We start from the raw sequence: 23,573 nt of genomic DNA, 5'->3' as shown, positions 1-23,573 counted from the left end.
GTTAGGTGATTATTTCAGTTTTTTACGTTCCAGATAGTTGTTGTAGATCGCATCGTATGCGTCCGGGTCTTTTTCCATCAGGTCGGCCAATGCGTCCGGGTTTTCTTCTTGCAGTTCCTCGAAGGTCTTGCCCATGTGCGTTGCTTTGGTTGTGGTGCCGTGGGCGCCGGGACTTGGCTTATGTGGTATTTTTTCCACGGCTTCGAGCGAGTCGAGCAATTCCTTATTCCCTTCATAGTCTTTATGCAGGGCGTCAATCCATTTTTGGGAATTATCTGCCGTAATGCGTTTTTCTTCAACTGCTTTTTCTACATCTTTTTTGATTTTGGCAGTTAGTTCGTCTTTTGCCTTTTGGGCTTGTGCCGTTTTCAGGGTTTCCAAATCTTTTTGTGCTTGGTTACCCTTTTCGATAGCGGCGTTAATTTCTGCCTCGGTTGCGCTTTCGGGCAGTCCGAGGGCTTTTGCCATCGCTTTTAAATCCATGTTTTCTTCTTTTTGAGAGTTATTGATTTTTGGAATTCTATCTTGTGGGCAACCGCAAGCCGCAATCATGGCGGTAGTGGTAGAGCCTATCTTTGCCTTGCCCCTGACCTCGGATATAAAGCCGTTTTCTTTAGCTTCGGTAGCGGTCAGCCACCAATCGCCGGCGTTCCATTGTTGCTCCAGCTTGGTGCTGTCGGTTACTTTGGCTTTGTAGATATCTAAGTATTGTTTCTCTTTGTCTTCCAATAATTTCAGGTAAGACCGCAGATCGTTCGCGGTACCCCATACGCCACCCGATGGTTTATGTACCATGAACATACCGTTTTCGGGCATTGTGAAAGTCTCGCAAATCATTGCGATACGTGTATAGGCAGAGGCAACGAGCGCGCCACCCTCGCCCGTTATCTTGCCCTTGAATACACTTTGTATAATATTGACTATTTCCTCCGCATCGAAGACAGAGCCGCCCGGGCCGTTAAGGTATAAATGGGCGTCTGCAATTCCCTGTTGAGATAACGCATCTATTTGCCTGCGAAATATCTCGGAATCAGTATCCCAACCGATTGTGCCGGTTATGCGTATTAAGGTCGTTTGGCTTTCTGTCGATGCGCTGATGCTAAAGGGTATTTTCTCATTTTGCCCCTGTGCCGCAGCACTCATATAAAAGGGTAATTTCTTCATTTACATTGACTGAATTTTTTGATTGTTCTGTCGCTTTTCGCGCTATTGTCAATACAAATATGGGGTTGATGTAAACGCCTGTAAAATAATGCTCTAACCCTTAGATTAATTCTTTCGGACGACTATGTAAAGAGGCATCTTTGCTAAAAAAAGGTATAGCCGATGATTAAGAAAAAACAGCCGAACTCTTTCAAGCCCGACTATGAAAAGCTTAGAAAAGAGGCATACAGATATATAGTAGAGGAAGGGCGTACGCAAAAAGATACAGCCCGAATATTGGGCGTTGCTGAAAATACGATGTCCGAGTGGGCTATTGAGGGTAATTGGAAGGAATTACGAAAAACGCGGCAATCATCGGCTAATACAGCGCGTGAAAACGTACAACAACTTATAAACTTACTTTCAAGCAAAAGGCTCGAACTTGAATACAGGATAAACGAGGCGCATGACGCAGGGGATGAAGATTCGGAAATAAAACTACGCAAAGAAGCCGGGCGGGTATCGAACGATATGATTTATCAAAAAAACGTATTGGCCGAGTTGAATAAAGATAACGAGAAAAAGGCGCTTACACTTGGCGAAATAGTAGACTTTGCAGACGACTATTACAAAGAGATGCGGTCTTTTGATTCCGACCTTTCCGATAAAGCTTTTGATTTTCACACATTTTACATCCGTAAAAAAACAAATGAGTTAGGTTGAAATGGCACGCAATCAGAAAAAACAGGATAAAGAAAAAGCCGAAGCGTACCTCAAGCGATTATTACTCGCCCGTACCGCGACGGCGATAGATGCGGCCGAATCCCTGACCGACCAGATGAACCGCATACGCGATGCACAAAACGATGTGCGGTTTATGGTTAAAACTTATTTGCCACATTATGCGACCGCCGAAAGTGCCGCCTTTCAGATTGAATATGCCAACCTTGTGGCAAACAATCCTTTGTTTAAAGGCTTTGCGGAATGGGGGCGCGGCTTGGCAAAGTCGGTATGGTGTAATGTTATTATTCCGCTTTGGCTGTGGATGCGCGGCGAGGAAGTTTTTTTCTGTCTGATGTCGGATAGTAAGGAACGGGCGGAGGAATTGCTTTCGGATGTGCAAGCCGAATTGGAAGGAAACGCATTACTCATTCATGACTTTGGTGAGCAAAAAAATGAGGGTAGCTGGGCATTAGGAAAGTTTGAGACAAAAGACCAGCGCTTTATTGGTCGTGCCTTCGGTATCAAGAAGAAAGTGCGCGGGGTGCGTATAGGGCACCGCCGCCCGAACTATTGGTCTATCGACGACTTGGAAACGCCCGATACCATCGGGAACCCGAAGCGGATGCGCAAGCAGGCCGAAATTATCGAACGTGATATTATTCCGACCATGACGGGCCATCATCGGCGCGTGGTATATGCTAATAATAAGTTTGCGCGGGTAATGACACAAACCATTTTACAGGAACGGCACCCTAAATGGAAGGTACACCAGATAAAGGCATACAACAAAGCGACACATAAGCCTGCATGGCCTTCGATGTATAGTAAACAATACTATATACAGCAAGAGGAAGACATGGGAATACCCGCCGCTTACGCGGAGTACCTCCACGAAACGAAATTAGAGGGCAAGAATTTCAGCGAAGATATGATACAATGGGCCAAGCTGCCCGGCTGGCTCGACTTCGATATGATTATTGCCCATTGGGATATTGCTTATACTGATAATGATACAAGTGACTACAATGCCGTGAGGGTGTGGGGCGTGAAAGACCGAAAATTTTATATGATCGATTGTTTTGTCCGACAGGCAAAAATGAAATTGGCGTGTAATTGGATGTGTGAATTTAAGAAAGGATTGCCCAACGGGGTAAACATTTTATTTCAATACGAGTCGCAGTTCTGGAATGAGGAAGTACAACGCAATATCGACGAAGCGGAAGACGCGCATAATGTATCGCTTAATATAATGAAAGTCGATACCCCTCATACCAATAAACTCGGGCGTATGCTTAAAATGGTGCCTTATTATCAGAATGCACGTACATATTACAATGAGGAACTAAAAGCCCATAGCGATACGCAAATAGGGGTTATGCAGCTTTGCGCCGTAGAGGAAGGAAGTAACGAACACGACGACAGCCCGGATGCCGACGAGCGTGCATTGTCGGCACTTGAAAAATATGTGGTACCGGCGCGCAAGAAAAACGATGGCGATAAAAGCTGGCGCACGGGAAAAATGAAACAAAAATATAATATGCCATGAGGTATTTGGAAAAAGAGGACTTAATAGAGGTAATACAAGAATATTTCCTTGATGATAGTAAACAGTTTGATGACAGGGTAACCGACGGGCTTGAAGAAAAAGCAATAGCCTTTGTCATATCGTATATATCGGGGCGGTACAAGACCGATGAAATATTTAACGACCCGGTAAAACGCACCCCGCTATTAATATTTGTCATTGCCCGGCTTGTAGTCTATTGGACGGTAAGACGAAACGCAGCTCGCAAGGTTCCCGAAGATTATAAGACAATCTATGACGAAGCCGTGTCCATTTTAGCGAAAATACAAAGCGGGATTCAATCCCTGCCCGGTATGCCCGAAGTAACAGGCGATGACGGCTCAACGGCAAAACTGATGTACGGTAATACTACAAACGACAATTTATTCATTTAGACAATGGCTAATATATTAGATAAAGCGGCAAGCTGGTTACTATCAAGGGCAAGCAACAACTTCGTTTTTGCCGAATACTACAAGCGCAATGACGGCAAGCGGGTAGACTATACCCGTCAGGCGGTACAACTCAACCGTAAGGAAATAGAAGATTATATCCGGGCAGTAATGTCGGCGAGTGACCCTGACGACCCGAGGCTTGGCGATTGGATGCGCTTCCGCCAAAACATGAAACTTGACTCGCACCTGATGAGTTGTGTCGAAAACAGGGTATTACCCGTAAAGTGTGCGCCGTTCAAATTGGTAGATAACAACGACAACGAAGCGCCAAAAGAGGTAAAGAAACTACTCGAAAAGCCGTGGATGCTCGACATGTATGATTATGTTTTGTCCTACATATATGAAGGCCCGAAACTGATATGTATGTATGAGTTGAACGAAAACGGCGAGCTTGCCAATGTAGAGGAAGTACCGCAATCGAACTTTATCCCGCAAAAAGGTATTGTTCTGATTGAGGAATACGACACAACCGGCATAAGCTATCGCGACGGCGCGTATAAAAACTATTATTTTCAGGTGGGCAACGATTGGTCGCTCGGGCTGTTTTCCATGCTTGCCAATGTAGTGCTGGCAAAGAAGCTGGGGCTCGGTTCATGGATATCCTATATAGAAAAGTACGGGGTACCGCCTATTTTTGCTATTACCGACCGTATGGATACAAACCGCCGCGACGAACTATTCGAGATGTTGCTTAACTTCCGAATGAATCATTTTGCCGTATTACAGGGCAACGAAAAGATTGAAACGCCGCAGGGCTACAATGTCGATGCGCACAATACCTTTAAGTCGCTGATGACGGATATTTGCGACAATGCCATAAGTAAGGGTATTCTCGGAAGTTCCGGGCTGACAGATGAAAAGTCCTATGTCGGAGCGGCAGAGGTACAGGAACGCATCCTTGCATACCGCCATCAGGTCGATAAGCTGATATTCAAATATTATTTTAATGAGGAAATAAAGCCGCGCCTTGTAAAATTAAGCCCGGTATATGCCCCGTTGGAAAATCTGACATTTGAATATGACGAAAGCGAATCGCTGACAATGAAAGAGTATATCGATGCTGTGAAAGACTTATCAATATATTTCAATTTTGATGTGGAGGAACTGAAAAAGGTTACCGGCCTGCCTATTACAACGATAAAGAGCGCCCTCGGGATAACAGACCCCGAACCAACGGCAGGGCAAAAAAAAAAGCCTGACACACGCAGTTTTTCGCTCTTAGCCCCTTACGCATACACGGCTCCCGATATTCGGGGCGGGGGGCTCAATAAGGCCGGAGGACTTACAGTAATACCAATCTATGCCGCAACATGGAATGATTCTTTTGAGAGAATCATAAAAGGAATACGCGAGGGCAAAATAAATCCCGACGATCTTGATAAGGACTTTATCCTGAAAACATACGACCGCCTGAACAAAGCGGCGGGCTTTGGTTATGGTAAAGATTATTATTCCGATGAGATTGCCCGCAAGATACGCGAAAACATATTGCAGTTTTCCGCTACAAAAACCCATGTACAACAACATGAGGTGCAACTATTGAGCGACTCCATAGACAGCAAAAAGCAATATACGGAGGAAGCAAAGAAATATCTCGACTTACAAAACGGTAATTACCTCGATGTGCAAGCGGCATGGGCGGCGCGCAAAGCACAGGCGGCACGGCAATATCAGGATTGGCAAAAGGATAAGGATATTTACCAGCGCGTAAAGTTTCGCACCATGAGCGACGACAGGGTACGCCCGGAACATGCCGCCCTCGATGGTTTGGTTTTGAATATCGACAGCCCCGACCTTAGTTTATATATGACTCCGCTCGGGCCAAGTTGCCGTTGCTGGTGGGAACAAACACTCGACAGGCTGACGGATTGGAAGCCGGAATATACGCCCGAGCCGGAATGGTCGGGAAATACGGGGCTCGATGGCGTGGTGTTCAACGAGCATAATAGTTATAACAAGCAGATAGAAGGTAAGGAAACCCGCCGCGAAGTACGCAGACAGGCGGAACTTGCTAAAGAATATATGCCATATAACAAGACCGTAAAGGCGGGCGAAAACACGGTACACATAAACGACTTCGCCGACCTTTCGGATATGGAGCAAAACGTTGTGGCGGCTAAGAAGCTGGCGCGTTCGCTGGATACAGATATTTATGTACGCCCGCACATTGAGGGGGGAATTGCTATCGGGCATAAAAATGCGGAGTTGGGAATCGGGGGCAGGAATAATAAGGCCGACCTTAAAACATACGACGGCACATCGAAGATTGACAACTTTATCCGTAACCGCATAAGGGGTGCGGCAGAGCAAACAGCATCGGCGGCCGTTCTCGATTTGTCTTCATTCAAAGGTAACGATACGGATATTGCTCGCCATATCAAGGGCTCGCTAATTTCGGGAAATAAGGGCATTAAGAAAGTGTATGTTATCAGGGGTGGCGCTGTTACCATATATACCCGCCAAAGCCTCGGCATTAAAAAGAAATAAGGCAACAACCTTGCGATTACTGCCTTATTTGGAGATTCGCAGTCCTTACGGGCTTAGAATCATTACAAAGATAGTATTTAGTTATGAGACAACAAAATAAACCGCCGAATTTCGCAGAGATAGCCCTCAAAATTAAAAAGGGGCGGCCCCGTGTCGTCGCCATTGAGGCGGCCAAGTTCTTTAAAGATTGCTTTGTCAAAGGCGGCTTTACGGATGAGTCCTTTAGTAAATGGGCGGAGGGTACAAGCCCGTTGCGCGGGAAAAAAACGTTGATAGGGTACCGCAATACAATGAACCTGATGCAAAGTATTCGCACACTCGAAGAAAACGAAAACAGGGTACGCACGGGAACCCAGCTTGTATATAGTGAAATTCACAACGACGGGGGTATCATAACGGTTACTAAGAAAATGAAAGCCTTCTGGTGGGCGAAGTATTACGAATTTGCCGGGGCAAACAGGAAAACGGCCGCCGCTCAGGCTCGCGTCAATGCAAAGGCGGAATTTTGCCGGGGTATGGCTCTGATGAAAGTCGGTAAAAAAATAAAGATACCGAAGCGTCAATATATTGGCGAAAGTAAAACTCTATTCAAAACCCTCGACGAATGGTTTCAAAGCATCGTCGACCAGATAGAATAATTAATAAATTAGCAAATATGCAAATTAGCGAATGTTTAAATGCAATTTAAATAGTATTTAAATGGCTAATTTTCATATTAGCACATTGGCATATTATTATGAATTATTGGACAGATTTATACACCGAAATAGCCGAAAAGGCAAAAGATAAATTGCCCGAAATAGAATGGGTTGACCTTTGGCACGACCAGATAAGTTATTTAACCGAGGAATTGCCCTTCAGTACACCGGCACTCTTTATCGGTTTTTCTACTATTGCCATCGACGACCGGGGGCTATTGGCACAGGAATGCGATGTACAAATAGATTTTTATCTGTTTTATGAAACGTTTTCGGATACCTACCACGGCAGTTATAATAAAGACCGAGCGCTTGACTACCTGAATACGCTGACGCGCTTACACGCCTTGTTTCATGGACGTAGCGGTACCAATTACAGCGAAATGCGGCGTGTGGATATGAGGCGGGAAGAAAGCGGCGATACCGGGAACCTGTATCGGATATCATTCCAATGTAAAGTTGTGGACTATTCGGCGCAAGTATTATACGATGAAATGCAAGACCCGAACCGTGATCTACAAATTGAAAAAGGCGGTACCCCCGATAAAGAGAATGAACCGCCCTTGTATGATGTAGGATAAAGATTATATTTTAACATGATATGTACTTAAATAATCTTTTCCTGTTGCCATGTCACAAGATAAAAATATGGCCCCCTTTGGCATTAGCTTACTTATCAAATCGATATCCTTTGCCCGCAAGGCTTTTTTCAACATCTTTTTTCGCTTACGGGGCAATCGGACTTTCTTTGCCATCGGCATAGATTTAAGCAACTTTCGCATGGCTTTTTTACTTAGAGTTATAGTCCCTGTTATTTCGTTAGCCATTTTGGTAATTTTCGCCATATTTTTCGCCATATTTTTCGCCCCATAGAAATGGTCATCGTCGCTCATATAATCATCAACAGTTACAATCCCGGGTAATAACCCCGCATGGCTCGCATGATACATAGCCATAGACGCTGTATCTATCGCATCACTGGGCGGGCCTATTATACCTATTGGCATATTGTTATATTCTATGCCCGCAATCCCTGTTATTTCCTTACCTCCGAGCATAATCTTTACATTGCCCCATGAAGTATTATTTTTATCGATCATAAATCTAAAATTATCAGTTAAACAAAAGAGGCGAACAATATCGCCCGCCTCATTCCTCTAAAACGCCAGTGATAGCTGGGCACGTTTTGCCGCTTCTTTGTCGGCAGCTTTCTTTTGCATTTTGGCGAGTTCCGCCTTTGCCGGCATAGCAAGGTAATTATAAAATGTAGCTATTGAAATATGGTACACGGGTTCAATCTCTTTATAAAATATCTCCTTTTGTGTATCCCCTCGTTTTTGTCCGGCAAGCACTTTGTCTTGTATTTCAATCACTTTAAGATATAAATTACGCTTATTGTATGCCATATCCGAAATATTTTGTATTTTTGCTGTAGCCACCAGCCTTTTGCAAAATCTTTCGGGATATGTGAGAGGCTTTTTATTTTCCCGGCGTTTCCTCTGAAATCGCAGCGATAGCCTCTTTTAGTCTTTTAGTAACCTCATATATAATTGTATCACCGGAAATTTTCTTTTCCAAGCCTACTCTTTGTTGCAGTTCCATTATTATAAGGTCTTTCGACTCCAACATTTTGTTAGTCAAATACACATATAATATAAGGTATAGGCAAAGCAATGCCAATGCGGCGCTGATTACACTTAATATTATTATTGTCATTTCCATTATTTATTTACGTTTATAAATCAATACTCTATATCTATACGTGGTTCGATCGGCTTCCGAATATAAACTATAATACCGGCCATAATGCCCGCCCGCCTATCCCACGGCGGATATTGAGCGAAGTACTCACTTCTAAGCATCATATTTTCGGATATATAATCAATCAACCCCTCGGACAACTTCATCGCAATATATTTGCTTGGGGTTTCCCGCCCTACCTTACACGACAATTGGATAGGAGCTAATACCTCTCTGCTATCAATGTAAAAAGGCGACGGCTTCAAAGGATGCTCTTTATACCCGAGTTTCTTTAGAAGCCATTTCAAAAATTGAATGATTAGTTTTTTCATATTTAAAATCCGTCCAATGAATAATTTTACCTTCAAAATCTTTATTAAACCATTTAAGGAAGTCGGCGACAGAGCAAAAGCCATCATTATGTGCCAGCGTCAATATTTCTTCATATTCCAGCGCACGACCGTCAATAAATACAGTTACTTTATTTGCAAAAAAGACGCCCTCAAAATATTCTATTTTTATACTCTGAGTGCCTTTACATTCGTCCATCTTGAAATTATCATAGTTCTTTGTTCGAACGCCTGTCGCAAAGTGGATAGTATTGCCTTCTTTCCATCTGTCGGTTTTGTCCTCTCTTATAGAATGGATTTTATTTCCTGACAGAATAGGCGCTACAAATTGCGGTTTAAATCCTAAGATCATTGTTGCACCTCCTTTCTTTTCAAATATTCCGCTTCCAATTTTTCGGCATAATCTAATATATCGGGCCAGGAAGGAAGACCGCCAACTTGCTTATCATCAATATACAGATGTGCATACACTTTACGGGCGTTACTTCCGTTAAATTCTGCAAGATGTTTCGGCTCATGGTCGTTAATCCTATCAAAAGGGATATTATTCTCAAGTAGCCAATTGATAGCCTCGGTTAGCTTATCCCCATTCCGGCAAGTCCAAATTATCAAGTAATGCCCTTTATCCTTTAAGGACTGCATTACATCAGTCGCACAGGGCGCGGGGGCGCCGATACCCGGCCATTCCCCCGTATGCAATGTTCCGTCAAAATCTACTGCTATAATCATTCGTCGTCCTCCTCTTCAACTTCAAATATTTCATTGATAATAGGCTCTAAAACATCATTATTACAGTCACAATCAAGCATCAATTCGATACATTCATCATAGGTAAATCCCATTGCCTTTATAACAAGCGGTATTAACTGTTTAGACTCACCATAAAAGGCGAATTCCGTTATCACAAGCCAAATGCCACTATTAAGCGCTTTCTTTTTTTCTTCGTCAAGTTCCGCCTGATGTTTAAGACTACCCCAATAAACCCCATGTTCAAAGGCATTGTGTAAAACAAGTTCTAACTTTGTTATATCCAAATCAGACTCATTAGTTTTATTATATAAATCTGTTAATTGTTGGATACTTTCTTTGCGAGCATCTGATTTTGACATAGCTTGCAATATTTTAGCACTTTCCGATAACATCACTCGCCCTCCAATACTATTTTCTTTTTACTATCTTCCGAATATGGGAATACATCCATAATAGGGGTTTCGGTAAGAGACACACTATTATAGTCTGCCAATGTACCCGCCATTCCTTTTTCTACTACTTCGAGCGCTTCTTTCAAGGATGACGCCTGTGCCAACATCTGGGCCGCCGTTTTTTTCTCGGTACCGCTCTTTTCATCTAATGAGATGAACATAACCTTTGCCTTATAAAAACGGTCGCCGTTGTCATTAAAAAATAGTTCGTTGTACTTTGCCCGCTTGATATCGGAAATTGTAAACTCGCCACTTATATATGGCTTTATTTCCTCTATGATTCGTGCCTCGGCTTCCGTAAAAGAAAGGGCATCCACTAAATAAGGCTCAGTAACCTTTTTTTGCATTCCATTTTCAAGTATCTTTTCGTATGATACTTTGCATTCAAACCAATTGTGCATAATAGTCAATATTTAAAATGTTATTTATTTGATTTATAATTCCATCCGTTCAACTCATATACTTTTTTTCGGGCTTCCTCTCTCTCGAAATAATCACAGACTTTTGAACCCGTATCGTCATCGTACACCGCCCATCGGGAGCGGTGCCGACAAAACGAATATTTAGGCCTCGGCTTCCTCTGTTTTCCGTTCGACATAGAATGTTTCATCTTGCACTACCTTTATACCATATTCCACCATTGCATCCCCGATTTTATCACGGTCAGCAATCAATTTTTCTTTATCCGCTTCTATCTTCTTACGGATATAGTCAGGTGCAAGTTTTTCGAGAAGATTAGCGACAGCCGGCCAGGTAAAGCCCTTTAATGTTTTAAGGCTTGGCGTTCCTGTCCTAAAGCCAAAAGTGCCGTGTACGGTTTCGATGCTTTTTTTCTTTCTGAATAGATCGTCCCTATTTTCAGTTGCATACACTTGTAGGATATCGAATGCCCTTGCCTTATCTTCCTCTAAATAGGATAATTCCTCGGCATACTTATCCCGGATTTTAGTTATTTGTACATCCATTTCCGCATTAATTTTGGAAATGCGGGCGTCTGCCTTCGCAAAGTCAGAGAAAGCCCCCTCGGCCGCTTTCTGTGTTACACCTGTAATCACTTGTTTTTTAGTTCTTTTTGTTGCCATAATTCTACTATTTTAAATGATATAATCTGTTTTTCCTTCCGTTACTGATGGCCTTTCGCCTTTCATTTGTGCCCGTTTTATGCAAAGGGCGTGGTACCTACCCACATAGTACGACCATTGTTTCATTGTCAGGTCGCCAAAGAGAAACGCAAGCGTTATCTCAATATCATGCTCCAATTGTTCAAGACTTTGTTGTTTCATTTGTCATGTCCTCCATTACTTTATTTAGTACGGCCGTTACCCATGCCTCGGCCTCTTTACTTTTCATATCTCCGAAAATCCTGTATAGCTGGCGAAGTTTAAGAAGTGGTATCGCATTGAAGCGCTGGGAACCCGCCGCATTGCAAGCTACTTTTTTCACATAGGCGATATCGGCTTTATACCCCTTATAGCTCAACCACGAAAACAAGACCGCGATCACACGCTTGCGCGCCATATCCAACTCGTCTTTAAATCCCCCGGTTAGTTTCCGCCTCATGCGGTCGTACATAAACCGATGATTGTCGTACATTACCTTTAGGCTTTCCGTTTTTCCTTCTGAGTACTCGAATACGATGCCCTCACGGATAACTTTTGCAAATTCCTTATTGTACCCTTCCAATGAATTTACATAGCCGAAAAACCATTTATGAGGGTTATATGTCGCTATTGCTGGTTTCATTTTCTTTGAACTTTAGTTTTAATTGTTTATCTCTCATTGCGATATATGCCTTTACGCCCATATCTGACACCCACCAGTTAAATGCGTCTTGCCCGCTTTTGAAGTTTTGAGCAAATTTGCAATCGGGATATTTGTCTATTATTTTTTGAGCGGTATTGATATAAGCACGCATAATATTGGGGAACTTCTGTAACTCTTTTAACATATTCCTATTTAGAGGACAACCGATACAACCAATGCGCCTTTGTGTTTTGTACAATACACATGTTGAGATACCGTACATTTTTAGGACAAGCCATACTTCCGCGTCTGTAAACTCCAATGCCGGTGATAATAAATTTTTATCGCACCCATTCTTACAATCTGAGGTAAACTCTATTCGTTTGGCTCTATTTGTACTTTCGGCTTTTCTTATTCCTATTATTACAACTCGGTTAAGTCCTTGTTTTTCTTTGATATATTCGCAACAAAAGCGACTTTTCCGAGTAGGAAAGTTTTTCTTTTTCAGAATCAACTGAAACATTGTTAATTTGGGCTTAATCCAAATAACATCCGGGTAATTAGTGCGGATAAAAGACAACAATTCTTTGGGATCAACGGATGTTTTATAGAAATAGGCTTGGAACTTCACGCCAGCCAATTGGGCGAGTAGATATATAAGCTGACTATCTTTGCCACCCGAAAAAGCCAGATGAAAGCCCTCGTCGCTATATTTTAGCGCCAGCTTTTCGGCTTTTCTAATGGCCATGATAGAATGCTCTATTTTATCTTGTAATATCATTTACTTTGTCCCTGCCAATAATTATTTGCGAATTCCGCCTCTATATCTATATATCCCACACCATCAGGCTCGAAACGGCTCTCAATAAAAGCCCTGCGGCCTTCTACCCGGGCGATAACATTTGCATCGCGCCATATCCTTTGCGCCGTTTTCCCTTCGGGCTTGCGCCCGTCTACGTGGCTTATGAATATGAATATCTTGTTTGCGAAATCAACCTTTAGTTTTTTATACTCGCTGAATTCCAATTCCATAAACTGCAAGCTGTCAATTATCACGATGTCGGGCGATTTATGTCTTGATAGGCGGGTGTACATTTGATTGAAATTATCCTGTGCAAGAATAAGTTTTCCTTTTGTTTCGCTCATATCCACGCGCTTAAATGCAAGTTGCATCGTTTTGGAAAATCCTTCCTCGATTGAATTGTAACAAACGCGTCCGAAATTTGTCAGATACTTTGCCACCATCATGGCAAAAGATGTTTTTCCGTTTTTGGGTGGCCCCATAATTATCCAGCTTCCCGTTATTTGGGGTTTGCCTATTTCTCTGAGCCACTCACCCTCGAACTCCAATTCTTTAAACTTGGCCCGTTCTATATCCGTAGGCGACCATGCTCTCTCTATCATTATCAGCCCTCCGCTTTTGAAAATTCAGTATATATGCGGCGCAAGCTCGGTACATTGTCGTCGCCCATCGTTTGGCGAAGTGTCACGTTTATATTTGTTCCGGCTGGGGCATTGACTTTAATAATCATTGCCGCCGTTACAGATAAGAATTTTTCGCGCTCGTCAGCATTGACGGGAACCACTGTGCCGTATTTTTTACCGAAGCGTGAGAATATTTCGGCATATCCTACTTTCTTATTATTAATGGCCCTTCTCATTAAAGCCTCTAATCCGTCGGCACCAATCATATACATGGCGCACTCATATTCAGTTGCGTTATATATGGCTTTTAGTTCGAGGAATGCCTCATATTTTAAGTCGCCAGCTTCGTCTAATATGATTATCGGGCGATCTAACGTTTTCAGATAGAAAACTAAGTCGTCAAACACATCAGCGTATTTACCTGTATCGTCAATCCCGAAGCCTTTAGCAATAAATCTGATTAATTTTTGTTTCGATTTTACAAGGCTGCAATCTACATACAAAGCGTTTTTGTGATGTTTGGCATAATATCTTGCGGTAAATGTTTTACCGATATCGCTCTTATCGCAGAGAATGGAGCAAAGGCTTTTTTCTTGGCACTTTTCCAATTGAGCGGTGATAAACTGAAAAACAGGGGTATCGGCTTTTTGCCATTCGCGCTCCGCTTTCAGAGGAATACCGGCACGGCGGGCAAGCGTAGTCCATTTTACTTCGCTAAGAACTTTATCGAAGTCGCCTTTTTGTATGCGGTTCCAAATCGCCTTATTTATACCGAGGCTTATTGCATATTGAGTATCGTTGCCCGAAAAATTTGCCTTTTGCTCCTTTAGGGCTTCAACTATCTGTTTTTTTACTTCATTTGTTATCATGCTATTATATTTTTATTGTCGTTTTATCAATTGGCACATTGGCATATTTTCACATTTACAAATTAGCTATGGCGCGCGTTGCCCAATCTTCAACCCCTGTGAAGTCGAATTCCTCGTCTACATCGTCGGCGCATATAATTGTATTTGTGGTATTTTCGGGTATCTCGGGAATGTCGTTAATAGCCTGTATCGTTTCGGGCTGTAAAGAGCCTACTTTCGGGATATCTGCCCGTTCCTCTTTTACGAACTTGTCAAATTTGGCAAGGCGTTTGTTCTGGTATAGCATATTGGCTTTGTCTTCGTCTGTCCGCTCGATGGCGCATTCGTTGTATGCAAATTGCTCGCTGTTTAGTGCTTCGCCTATATACACATCGCCCTGATACAGATACACTTTATTTATACTGCCGTCAGCTTCGGGCATCCAGTAGGCCGTAACACCGTAGTTATTCGGTTTCAGGCGTTTCAGACAATCGAAGTTTGTTATCTCGAAAATCTCATTGGCGCATTTTACATAGTCATTGTTGTATATAGATGTTTCCGTATCGTTACCGATGAAGCGGTATAGCGACCAATGCTCGATTGGTTGTAAGTTCGAGTTGATATTCGATAACATAACTTGTTTGCGCGTCATTCCCGGATATGTTTTTTGCAATGGGTGCAATTCGTTGTTGTATTTTTCGATGTCGGCCAAATCGTCGGCAACGATTGCCTGCGGTTGGTATTCCGGCTCTATGAAGTCGCCCGATACTTTATTGCGAACCGACCGCCAAGCCTCATGTTTAGCATACCAGCGCCCGCGCGTATGGCCCGCATCTTTCGCCGCCCCGTATTTTAAATCCTTAATCTTATGCTCGGCGCGTTTTTCCGTAGGGCTGGCGCAAAAGCGGACAAATGGGAATAGTTTGTTTAACCAGTCTATATCTTTCATCAGGTGATATTCTACCTCCAATTCGCCCGGCATCGGCAAGCCAAGTTCCGACAATTCGCAAAACATATTCCTGAATGCTTCGACAACGGTGCCTATATTCGGCTTGCCTATGATATATGCAGGGCGGAAGTAATATCCCGAAACAACATCCACGGCAATATATTTCGCTACCCACCCGCGAACACTTTTGCGGCTCAGTACAACGTCGTCCATCGATATTTTTGAAAGGGAATAGCGCCCGCGCTTGCGTTTTTGTTTCGGGCGGCGGTTATTGGCATAGTCGAAATTTCCGTTCCGCGATGCGTAAACGGCTGTATTATTGACAACATCTTTCAGGTACGACCACACGGTACCGATGCTAACCTCCAATGCACGGCCGTCTTTATATCTGAAATCTTCGGGGCGGAATACTTCCCCCGTTTCTTTATCAAACAATTCTCTGTTACCCGATACAAATTCGAGGTACAACTCATGCACACGGTTTATAAAAGGTTTGTCTTCTGTGCGCCATAGGGCAAGGAATAATTTTTCTGCCGATACCGATACCTTGCGGGCGTTGTCGTTCCCGTCGCGTCCGTCCAGCAATGCCGCATAGTTGTCATTTATATATGCTTTATATACCCGTTCAAGGCTGCGGACATTTTTATACGATTGGCAAGGGTAAGCCGCTTCTTTGCTTATTTCGCCGTCGGCATAACCCTCGGCTTGCTCGCGGTACCAATCTAAAGCCGTTTTCCAAAAATCACCCTTGTTTATTTTCTTTCCGGCGCGGGCACGGGTTTCTATTTGTCGCGCCATACCGTCTTTAATCGCATTCAGCAATGTCGCACGGTTTACATATTCTTTTTGGCGTTCCGGGTCGATTGGTAAGCCGTCAGGCTTCCGTTGCGTTAAGTAAAAAGTACGGGCATTTGTATCTAATTCGGGTCTGAATATCGACCTTTGTGCCGCTTTTTCTGTATCTATCTTCCCCATATACGCCTCGATCACACGGCGGCGCTCCGGGCGCTTGATACTTTTTACATCTATCAATGTATTGCCGTTAAGTCCACGGCGAACAATAGTCAGATAGCCATCTTTTGCATCATGGTTGAATTGGTTATATGACAGCCCTGCTTTGCACCAGTCGTTTACTGTTATGGCTATTATGTTATTATCTATTACCTGATACATATATTTACGTTTTATCTTTTGTACCCGTGCCGGAACTCGAACCGGCTACAAGGCTTGGCTACCTTTCGGGATTAATGATTAACTTTACGCTGTCTAATTCAAAAACTAATCATTATGAAAGAATATGTTTATACTTGTACTGTCACTATGGGCAACATGTCCATGTATGAAACTGAAATGCTGAAAGATGCAATGGCTAACTTTTTGAAGGCTGTGCAAGTGTCTGATTGTGAGATTTTGAAAATATCAGACGAAGAGCCATCCGATAGCTACTATTACTCAGCGGATATCTGCTATAAACGTCATAGTTTCCTACCTGTGCTACGATTTTCAGAGGCTCTGAATGCGTTTTGTCGTTTTCATTCGATAGACTTACAGGAGCATCTCCTTTCTTCACTATAAAAACTTTATTGAATCTTACCTCTAACATGTCTTTTCCTTTTTGATTACGGGTTTAAACTGCCTTTTCTCTCTTTGCGGTTCCTCACTAACTCGGTTGCTTTGGGCTAAGTGCCATTGTTGGCGTGTTGAACCTTTTTTATATACTTGCGAAAGGCCTTGCCCTGCCCTGCTATACGATACTACGGCGTTGCCCCTTCTGATGGCGCGGCCTAAACTTTGCGGTCTTGCTTTACTCATTGCTATAATCTATTATATGGTTATTATCATTATCAATGTCCCGCGTCATGCAATCGATTTGCGCCTGCCTGTCTTCCTCTATTTCTTGCCGCGTCATTGTGGAGGCAAGAAGATATAAGACTATGATTATCAGCAACCCAACAAATGGGTTTAAATGCTTTTCCTTTTTCATATTAATAATTAACTTTACGCTGCCTAATTCTAAAAAAATCTAATATTATGGCCGCTAAAAAATGGAGAATCAATTATTGCATTACTTATCAAACCCTATCCGTAGCAAACATTTATCGAAAGCCAGCCCTTGACGTTCTAAAAAATGTTGCATTTCTGAAAGGAATTGATTGCGCGATAGAGTACGACCGCCTGTTCGAGTACGAACCATCTGATGAACACGATATATTTCTGAAAGCACTTGTTTCTGACATTGTATATTTCCGCTCTTCACGGCATACAAAAGTTGCCGTTGCTGATTTTCGAAAATTGATTGACCACATATTCGAGGACTATCGGCTGTTAAAATATTACTCTTTCGAGATTTTCTCGCTGCCCCAAAAGTCCCTGCCTCAATATCCGTTCCCGGTTTAATGCTTCTCATATTTCTTCAATATAAAGTTCAACACTCTGTGTCGCAAGCGCATTATCCACGCCGTCAGACGTAAACAGATATCCGTTTATTGTCTTGTATTTATAAGTCACCTTTACCCATTCTGCCCCGGCGGTATAGTAGTAGCTTTTACCTTTCTTTAAATCTTTTGCTTTCATAGTGTTACTTTAGTTTCTCGTTCCAATATTTCTAACATATCCACGGCATCCCGCAATATCTTTTGCGCCCTCACAGAGTCCGATACCCGTTCCCCCAGCAATACCATACGCACATAGCCCACCGAGCAACCGTATTTTTCTGCCAAAGGCGAATATTTTAACAGCCTCAGTTTTTCTTTTTCTACTTTTGTTTGGGTTTTCATAACAATATCTAATTATATTTGCATTAGTAGTTGTATCACATGACAAAATAAATCAAGATTCTTGATATTTCAAAATAAAAACACAAGAAACATGATATTTTTATCAAAAAACTTGAAATTTCTCAGAAAAAAACAAGGGATGGGGCAAAGTGACCTTGCGAAACACTTAGATATAAAATCAAATACTATATCTAATTATGAAAATGAGGTAAGTGCACCTGATTACAGTATATTAGAGAAGATTGTTTCTTTCTTTCATGTATCTGCACACGATATTTTATATACAGATATTGAGGCGGCCTCTCAAACAGAATTATCAAGAACCTTGATAAATAAAGAAAGTGACTCAGTTATACAGAACAAAAAAACACTATATAACATTGTCGCAGATGTAGATCATGAGTATGTAGCCGAGAATATTACCTCTATACCTATCGTTGATGTTTCCGCCGCGGCTGGTTATGGCCGTTTCAACTCAGACAACCCCGAAAAACTTGGGGAACTGTCATTCCCTACTAATTTTTTACAAAAAAAGTATGGCAATTACTATTGTGGGCGAGTAAATGGAGACTCTATGGAGCCTACTTTATTATATAATGATTGGATTATATTTCGGTTACTATCCCCCGGCGAATGGGGCGACATAAAAAGTGATAATATATACTTTATTATCAATAGGTCGGGCGAGGGCATCGTAAAGCGGGTAAAAAATAGATTAAGAGATGAGGGTATTCTTCTTTGCCAATCCGACAACCACGATAAAAAGTATAGGGATATTCCTATACAGGCCGATGATATAGCCAATATATACTATGTTGAGTGGCGCTTTTCTAATGACATGACAAATATTAACCAAATATACTTTGATAGGCTCAGCACAATCGAAGACAAAGTAGAGAATATACAAAAGGCGCTCAAAAAAGTGGACGCAAAATAGCAAGTTGCTGTATTTGTGATGTTTACATACGAAATCCGTTTGCTATATGTGGAATTATAGGTATGTCATTAACACCGTTTTAACCATAATTAAAGCCAAATACACAAATAAACTACACACAACAATCAGCATATTGCCCTATCTTTCGCCCTAACTCCGCCCTAACTCGCGTATTTTTCGTTTTAAACCCTCAATTTTAACACTTTTGGCATTTTCTTCTTTGCCGGCCCTATTCCATATATTACTATCGTGCATAAAGAAAGCGCAAACAGCCTGTTTAAAGCCATTTGCGCCGCTTTTATCACTTCGCTATATCACAGAGCCGCCTGCGCTGTTATCAGTCAATTCATGCCCTCAGAAATCCAGCCACAATCAAGGCAAAATCCATCGTTTTGTACAAGTCGTATTAAAACGCCGTCCGCGCTCGCTTTCCGTAAACTGTTTACTAATAAAGGTTTCCGCCGTTTACAATGTCGTCCGTTTTGTACTCGTTGTTTTTAGGGGGGTAGATTTGCCTATTGGTTAACAGTACTGCACATGCATCGGAGTGGACTGCTTTGTCGTGCGATAATACGAAGGTAAAAATAGATTATACAAAAAACAATCGTCCCGAAAAATCAAAACGTTTATTTGTCTCAAAAGCTGTAGAAAATGAGATTATCCGGGTTAAGCGGTCTTTGACTAATCCAAAGCTTGCCTGGATGTTTGAAAACTGTTTTCCCAATACGTTGGATACAACAGTACGCTATCGCAGAATAGATGGTAAGGACGACACTGTTGTCTACACAGGAGACATTCACGCTATGTGGCTTCGCGACTCCGGAGCGCAGGTATGGCCATACATCCAGTTAGCAAATGATGATCCCGAACTGAAAAGCATGTTGGCAGGAGTTATTCGCCGCCAGTTTAAATGTATAATTATCGATCCTTATGCAAATGCATTCCTCGATCCTTATGACCCTGACCCCGATCATCAATGGATGTCGGACAATACCGCAATGAAACCGGAATTACATGAACGCAAATGGGAAATAGATTCCTTGTGCTATCCTATCCGTCTGGCTTATCAATATTGGAAAGAAACAGGAGATACGAGCGTATTTGATGAAGAATGGATACAAGCTATCGAACTTATTCTGCAAACTTTCAAAGAGCAGCAACGCAAACATAATTGGGGACCGTATAAGTTTCAACGTAAAACGGAAAGAGCTCTCGATACATTAAATAATAACGGACTGGGCTCGCCTGTAAAACCCGTAGGATTGATAGCTTCCGGTTTCCGCCCCTCGGATGATGCAACAACACTTCAATTTCTTATCCCATCTAATTTCTTTGCCGTATCTTCCTTGAGAAAAGCAGCTGAAATACTGGACAGCATAAATAAGAAATCTGCATTAGCCAATGAATGCACAGCCTTGGCAGAGGAAATAGAAACAGCCATAAAAAAATATGCAATATATAATCATCCGGAGTTCGGGAAGATATATGCATTCGAAATAGATGGATTTGGTAATCACCTGTTGATGGACGATGCAAATGTACCCAGTCTGTTAGCGATGCCTTATTTAGGAGATGTAAGTATAAATGACCCTATCTATCAGAATACCCGTAAATTTGTGTGGAGTGATAATAATCCTTATTTCTTCAAGGGTAGTGCTGGAGAAGGTATCGGTGGCCCACATATCGGATACGACATGGTATGGCCAATGAGCATTATGATGAAAGCTTTTACAAGCCAGGATGATGAGGAAATAAAAACTTGTATCAAGATGTTGCTTGATACTGATGCCGGCACAGGATTTATGCACGAGTCATTTCATAAGAATGACCCTGAGAATTTTACCCGTGCCTGGTTTGCTTGGCAGAATACCCTTTTCGGAGAACTTATCCTGAAGCTGGTTAATGAAGGTAAATTGAATCTATTGAATAGCGTAGAATAAAAAAGGAAGGATAAACTGATGCTGAATTCTTCTTTAGTAAGAATATGTTGATTAACTATAATCTTCTTAAGATTGTGTGGATATTTTCAGGAATATCGAGTCCAGAGAAAAGAAAATCCGTTAACTCAACGGCAGACTTAAAGCTTTCTTGCAAAGACTCTTTATCCAGTGTTGGTATACATTGCTCATATTTTAAATACCACTCATGGGGAATATCCTCCTCCAGTTTTTTTGTTGGGGCTTCCCAGTGATTATCTTTTTTGAGGTATAACCGCATCAACCAGAGAATATATCGTTGTATGAATCCAAATAACTGATGTGCATGTGCATATTCTCCTCGAAGAATCAGGTTATTCTCAAAAATAAGATTGTTAATCAGATTACAGGCGAGATATTCTCTGTTTTCGGACGTATAGCGTTCTGGTCGAATGGGAGGGATTGAGTCTAAGACAGCTGAAAGCGTTCCGTCCTTATCCATCAAGTTCATTTTATCTTTGAATTCAAAAGATATTACTTTCGGCCACGCCCTTATGTCTTCAATGTCGGATACAGGGTGAAAATGAAATTCTCCACGGATCATATTCTCAAAAACGGCAACATCTGTCCCGAACTCATTAGTAAAAAATAATAGCACGGGAGCTATTTGCGAAATTAAACCTAATTTATCCGGACACTCTTTTGTCCTGTAATATATATAAAACTCAATGTCGGAATATTGGTCTCCTTCTCCTTTGGTAAATGACCCATACATCAATACTGCTGAAATATCTTCATTCTGCAGGGATTGTTGCCTGACTTTTTCTATTAACTGTAATTGTCGCATAATACAATGATTTTAGAAATAATGAATCATACAAAGGTAACATCTTAAATTTAACCGGGATTGTCGGATCTTGCTAAGATAAAACATAAATGAATAATATAAAGCTGTATCATATTTTCATAACTGGTAACGAATTGTGACCAGCCTTATTAGGGATCTTACTCATTGCATATAAAATTCTTTCATATAGTTAAACTCTTTACTAACCTTACTGACTTCTTATTTTATCTTCTGATTAAGGACTCGTGTATAAATCTGAGTAGTATTTGTATTCGTATGGCCGAGCATTTTAGATACACTTTCTATTAATACGTTTTAGCATTACTGTGGCAAAAGAATGTATAGAAAAAACTTTAGGTTATTGGAAATCGATAGGACTTTCTTCACAATCTCAGAATTGGGATGATGAGTTACGCAAATTAGCTATCGGGTGTACCAAAAATACCTACAAAACAGTTTTGGAACAAGATGCCGTATTAAAAGACAGGTTGGCTACTATTTTTGAATTAATGAAAATGCACTTGTCAATTCGTATTTTAATCGATATCTGCAAGCATGTAAAAGAAGAGAAAATAAAACTCGAAGGCACATCACACGAATTGCCCAAATTACAATTCTTTGACGACCTGATAAGAAAACTCAATGCACTTATCGGAAAAGTTGACGACCTGGATAATGCCGGAATTAATTTTACACGCCGTTTAAATGATATAAAAGGGGATATTGAAGATAGGACATTGCCTATTTTACGGGTATATCCGTCCAACTCTTTCAGTGCCGAATGTGAAAAAGCAAAAGAAACATATAGTTAAATCATAATAAGACGTCATAATTCTGCATAAATAAAAAGTTCTTGAGTTGAATATCCATACTTACGCCTGATAGATTTGGCTTGCGCCCATTTCTTTTCTATGGGATTTAAATCTGGACTATAAGGGGGAAGAAACTCTAAAGTATGTCCATGTTTTTGTACTGCCAACAAAGCATCCCTTCTTTTGTGAAAGGTCGCATTATCAAGTACTATGACTGAATTTTGGGGAACATTTGGAAGTAGTTCCAAAGTAAGCCATTGATAAAACACATCGGAATCGATATTGCAGTGGAATAAACAAACACTAAATAATTTGAAGCTACTGATGTCTCCGATTACATTTATCCTACCCTTGGCATGCCAGTCTTTACTTGCATAACATTTTTTACCTTTTAAGCTATAGCCTCTGTCTCTGGGAGCATCTACACAAAAGCCACTCTCATCCAGATAAACAATCGGTCGTTTATCTATAAATTCATATTTGAAAAGCTTAAGTTGAAATATAAGCCTGGATAGTTTATCTGCTTTGGGATGGAACAGCGTTTTTTTTATTGCTGATTTCCAAACGTTTCAATGCATAGAATATCGTACTTTGACCAACACCAAATTTCTTTGCTCGTTCATATTGATAATCATCGGGATTATCTTCTACATCTTTTGCTAATGCATCCATATTTATTTTTGTTGAGGGTTTGTTGCGTTTGCTCTTAGGCTCAATACGCTGTTGCCATCTAAATAGAGTACGAATGGGTACTCCAAACCTTTCTCCGGTTTCTTCAAATATAAGGTTTTCCTGATTCTTTATCTTGAATACCTGTTGACGGAAATCTAGTGAGTAACTCATAATCAAAGATATGACATATTATAATGATTCAACTATATATCACTATTGTTTTTCTTTATTATTTTTTCTGTTCTTTGGATATATTTTTTTCGAGGGAAATATGTACTTATAAAG

32 protein-coding genes and 1 pseudogene are annotated in these 23,573 nt (G+C 41.4%); 11 read left to right on the top strand and 22 right to left on the bottom strand.

Translation table 11 applies throughout. The annotated features are described in order from the left end of the window. Nucleotides 1-9: 9 nt before the first annotated feature. Nucleotides 10-1,164 (bottom strand): Clp protease ClpP, encoded by a 1,155-nt coding sequence (locus GGR21_RS03685; protein WP_183305818.1) that lies wholly within the window; start codon nt 1,162-1,164, stop codon nt 10-12. Nucleotides 1,165-1,326: 162 nt separating this feature from the next. On the opposite strand from GGR21_RS03685, the gene GGR21_RS03680 reads away from it, so the two are divergent. From GGR21_RS03680 to GGR21_RS03655, 6 genes are all read left to right on the top strand, one after another. Beyond that, complete coding sequence (locus GGR21_RS03680) at nt 1,327-1,866, top strand: phage terminase small subunit-related protein (protein ID WP_183305817.1); 540 nt, start codon at nt 1,327-1,329, stop codon at nt 1,864-1,866. 1 nt (nt 1,867) lies between these two features. Continuing rightward, nucleotides 1,868-3,412, top strand: a complete 1,545-nt coding sequence (locus tag GGR21_RS03675) for a hypothetical protein (RefSeq protein ID WP_183305816.1) — start codon at nt 1,868-1,870, stop codon at nt 3,410-3,412. Then, on the top strand, nt 3,409-3,825 hold the full coding sequence (locus tag GGR21_RS03670; protein ID WP_183305815.1) for a phage protein Gp36 family protein: 417 nt from the start codon (nt 3,409-3,411) through the stop codon (nt 3,823-3,825). Before GGR21_RS03675 ends, GGR21_RS03670 begins: the two co-directional genes overlap by 4 nt. Nucleotides 3,826-3,828: 3 nt before the next feature. Further along, nucleotides 3,829-6,372, top strand: a complete 2,544-nt coding sequence (locus tag GGR21_RS03665) for a phage portal protein family protein (RefSeq protein ID WP_183305814.1) — start codon at nt 3,829-3,831, stop codon at nt 6,370-6,372. Between the two features lie 83 nt (nt 6,373-6,455). After that, nucleotides 6,456-7,010 carry a phage virion morphogenesis protein gene (locus GGR21_RS03660; protein WP_183305813.1) on the top strand — a complete coding sequence of 185 codons (555 nt, stop codon included), beginning with the start codon at nt 6,456-6,458 and terminating at the stop codon, nt 7,008-7,010. A gap of 98 nt (nt 7,011-7,108) precedes the next feature. Beyond that, on the top strand, nt 7,109-7,651 hold the full coding sequence (locus GGR21_RS03655) for a hypothetical protein (protein ID WP_183305812.1): 543 nt from the start codon (nt 7,109-7,111) through the stop codon (nt 7,649-7,651). Between the two features lie 3 nt (nt 7,652-7,654). Here the strand turns inward: GGR21_RS03655 and GGR21_RS03650 are convergent, their stop codons facing one another. The 15 genes from GGR21_RS03650 to GGR21_RS03580 form a co-directional block, all read right to left on the bottom strand. Continuing rightward, complete coding sequence (locus GGR21_RS03650; protein ID WP_183305811.1) at nt 7,655-8,170, bottom strand: hypothetical protein; 516 nt, start codon at nt 8,168-8,170, stop codon at nt 7,655-7,657. A 57-nt stretch (nt 8,171-8,227) separates the two neighbouring features. Next, nucleotides 8,228-8,476, bottom strand: a complete 249-nt coding sequence (locus tag GGR21_RS03645; protein ID WP_183305810.1) for a hypothetical protein — start codon at nt 8,474-8,476, stop codon at nt 8,228-8,230. Between the two features lie 73 nt (nt 8,477-8,549). Continuing rightward, entirely contained in the window at nt 8,550-8,786 is a 237-nt protein-coding gene (locus tag GGR21_RS03640) for a hypothetical protein (RefSeq protein WP_183305809.1), read from the bottom strand. 26 nt (nt 8,787-8,812) lie between these two features. Then, entirely contained in the window at nt 8,813-9,118 is a 306-nt protein-coding gene (locus GGR21_RS03635) for a hypothetical protein (protein ID WP_183305808.1), read from the bottom strand. After that, the gene (locus GGR21_RS03630) at nt 9,087-9,512 is read right to left on the bottom strand and encodes a hypothetical protein (RefSeq protein ID WP_183305807.1); all 426 of its coding nucleotides are present in this window, start codon (nt 9,510-9,512) and stop codon (nt 9,087-9,089) included. The genes GGR21_RS03635 and GGR21_RS03630 overlap by 32 nt, the downstream gene beginning before the upstream one ends. Continuing rightward, nucleotides 9,509-9,889, bottom strand: a complete 381-nt coding sequence (locus GGR21_RS03625) for an HAD family hydrolase (RefSeq protein ID WP_183305806.1) — start codon at nt 9,887-9,889, stop codon at nt 9,509-9,511. The genes GGR21_RS03630 and GGR21_RS03625 overlap by 4 nt, the downstream gene beginning before the upstream one ends. Further along, nucleotides 9,886-10,269, bottom strand: a complete 384-nt coding sequence (locus GGR21_RS03620) for a hypothetical protein (RefSeq protein ID WP_183305805.1) — start codon at nt 10,267-10,269, stop codon at nt 9,886-9,888. Before GGR21_RS03620 ends, GGR21_RS03625 begins: the two co-directional genes overlap by 4 nt. A gap of 32 nt (nt 10,270-10,301) precedes the next feature. Then, nucleotides 10,302-10,763 (bottom strand): DUF4494 domain-containing protein, encoded by a 462-nt coding sequence (locus GGR21_RS03615; RefSeq protein WP_183305804.1) that lies wholly within the window; start codon nt 10,761-10,763, stop codon nt 10,302-10,304. Between the two features lie 162 nt (nt 10,764-10,925). Further along, nucleotides 10,926-11,444: a host-nuclease inhibitor Gam family protein gene (locus GGR21_RS03610; protein ID WP_183305803.1), complete on the bottom strand. Its 519-nt coding sequence runs from the start codon at nt 11,442-11,444 to the stop codon at nt 10,926-10,928. 12 nt (nt 11,445-11,456) lie between these two features. Continuing rightward, complete coding sequence (locus GGR21_RS03605) at nt 11,457-11,645, bottom strand: hypothetical protein (RefSeq protein WP_183305802.1); 189 nt, start codon at nt 11,643-11,645, stop codon at nt 11,457-11,459. After that, on the bottom strand, nt 11,626-12,105 hold the full coding sequence (locus tag GGR21_RS03600) for a hypothetical protein (RefSeq protein WP_183305801.1): 480 nt from the start codon (nt 12,103-12,105) through the stop codon (nt 11,626-11,628). The genes GGR21_RS03605 and GGR21_RS03600 overlap by 20 nt, the downstream gene beginning before the upstream one ends. Beyond that, nucleotides 12,080-12,886: a phosphoadenosine phosphosulfate reductase domain-containing protein gene (locus tag GGR21_RS03595; RefSeq protein ID WP_183305800.1), complete on the bottom strand. Its 807-nt coding sequence runs from the start codon at nt 12,884-12,886 to the stop codon at nt 12,080-12,082. The genes GGR21_RS03600 and GGR21_RS03595 overlap by 26 nt, the downstream gene beginning before the upstream one ends. Next, entirely contained in the window at nt 12,883-13,509 is a 627-nt protein-coding gene (locus GGR21_RS03590; RefSeq protein WP_183305799.1) for an AAA family ATPase, read from the bottom strand. The genes GGR21_RS03595 and GGR21_RS03590 overlap by 4 nt, the downstream gene beginning before the upstream one ends. Before the next feature lie 2 nt (nt 13,510-13,511). Further along, entirely contained in the window at nt 13,512-14,399 is an 888-nt protein-coding gene (locus GGR21_RS03585; protein ID WP_183305798.1) for an ATP-binding protein, read from the bottom strand. Between the two features lie 55 nt (nt 14,400-14,454). Next, entirely contained in the window at nt 14,455-16,500 is a 2,046-nt protein-coding gene (locus tag GGR21_RS03580) for a hypothetical protein (RefSeq protein WP_183305797.1), read from the bottom strand. 114 nt (nt 16,501-16,614) lie between these two features. Between GGR21_RS03580 and GGR21_RS03575 the strand changes: the two genes are divergently transcribed. Both GGR21_RS03575 and GGR21_RS03570 read left to right on the top strand, forming a co-directional pair. After that, entirely contained in the window at nt 16,615-16,902 is a 288-nt protein-coding gene (locus GGR21_RS03575; protein WP_183305796.1) for a hypothetical protein, read from the top strand. A gap of 456 nt (nt 16,903-17,358) precedes the next feature. Then, on the top strand, nt 17,359-17,724 hold the full coding sequence (locus tag GGR21_RS03570) for a hypothetical protein (RefSeq protein WP_183305795.1): 366 nt from the start codon (nt 17,359-17,361) through the stop codon (nt 17,722-17,724). A gap of 6 nt (nt 17,725-17,730) precedes the next feature. Here GGR21_RS03570 and GGR21_RS03565 read toward each other — a convergent pair whose 3' ends face one another. Together GGR21_RS03565 and GGR21_RS03560 are read right to left on the bottom strand one after the other, a co-directional pair. Beyond that, a complete protein-coding gene (locus GGR21_RS03565) occupies nt 17,731-17,901 on the bottom strand; it encodes a hypothetical protein (protein WP_183305794.1) in 171 nt (56 codons plus the stop codon). Continuing rightward, entirely contained in the window at nt 17,898-18,104 is a 207-nt protein-coding gene (locus tag GGR21_RS03560) for a hypothetical protein (RefSeq protein WP_183305793.1), read from the bottom strand. The genes GGR21_RS03565 and GGR21_RS03560 overlap by 4 nt, the downstream gene beginning before the upstream one ends. A 91-nt stretch (nt 18,105-18,195) precedes the next feature. On the opposite strand from GGR21_RS03560, the gene GGR21_RS03555 reads away from it, so the two are divergent. Both GGR21_RS03555 and GGR21_RS03550 read left to right on the top strand, forming a co-directional pair. After that, complete coding sequence (locus tag GGR21_RS03555) at nt 18,196-19,041, top strand: XRE family transcriptional regulator (protein WP_183305792.1); 846 nt, start codon at nt 18,196-18,198, stop codon at nt 19,039-19,041. Between the two features lie 509 nt (nt 19,042-19,550). Beyond that, on the top strand, nt 19,551-20,981 hold the full coding sequence (locus tag GGR21_RS03550; RefSeq protein WP_183305965.1) for a glycoside hydrolase family 125 protein: 1,431 nt from the start codon (nt 19,551-19,553) through the stop codon (nt 20,979-20,981). A 55-nt stretch (nt 20,982-21,036) separates the two neighbouring features. Here GGR21_RS03550 and GGR21_RS03545 read toward each other — a convergent pair whose 3' ends face one another. Beyond that, complete coding sequence (locus GGR21_RS03545; RefSeq protein ID WP_183305791.1) at nt 21,037-21,804, bottom strand: LinF; 768 nt, start codon at nt 21,802-21,804, stop codon at nt 21,037-21,039. Nucleotides 21,805-22,023: 219 nt separating this feature from the next. Then, nucleotides 22,024-22,116: pseudogene (locus GGR21_RS21115) on the bottom strand (tyrosine recombinase); the annotation flags it as partial. 14 nt (nt 22,117-22,130) lie between these two features. On the opposite strand from GGR21_RS21115, the gene GGR21_RS03540 reads away from it, so the two are divergent. Then, complete coding sequence (locus GGR21_RS03540) at nt 22,131-22,616, top strand: hypothetical protein (RefSeq protein ID WP_183305790.1); 486 nt, start codon at nt 22,131-22,133, stop codon at nt 22,614-22,616. Nucleotides 22,617-22,630: 14 nt separating this feature from the next. Here the strand turns inward: GGR21_RS03540 and GGR21_RS21110 are convergent, their stop codons facing one another. Beyond that, the gene (locus GGR21_RS21110; RefSeq protein ID WP_183305964.1) at nt 22,631-23,062 is read right to left on the bottom strand and encodes a transposase; all 432 of its coding nucleotides are present in this window, start codon (nt 23,060-23,062) and stop codon (nt 22,631-22,633) included. Between the two features lie 70 nt (nt 23,063-23,132). Beyond that, nucleotides 23,133-23,459: an IS630 transposase-related protein gene (locus GGR21_RS03530; protein ID WP_183305789.1), complete on the bottom strand. Its 327-nt coding sequence runs from the start codon at nt 23,457-23,459 to the stop codon at nt 23,133-23,135. Between the last annotated feature and the right edge of the window lie 114 nt (nt 23,460-23,573).

The sequence above is a fragment of the Dysgonomonas hofstadii genome, from assembly GCF_014196915.1.
Classification (GTDB): Bacteria; Bacteroidota; Bacteroidia; order Bacteroidales; family Dysgonomonadaceae; genus Dysgonomonas; species Dysgonomonas hofstadii.
Note: the sequence above shows the minus strand (reverse complement) of the source record. Positions and strands in the feature narration are given on the sequence as shown.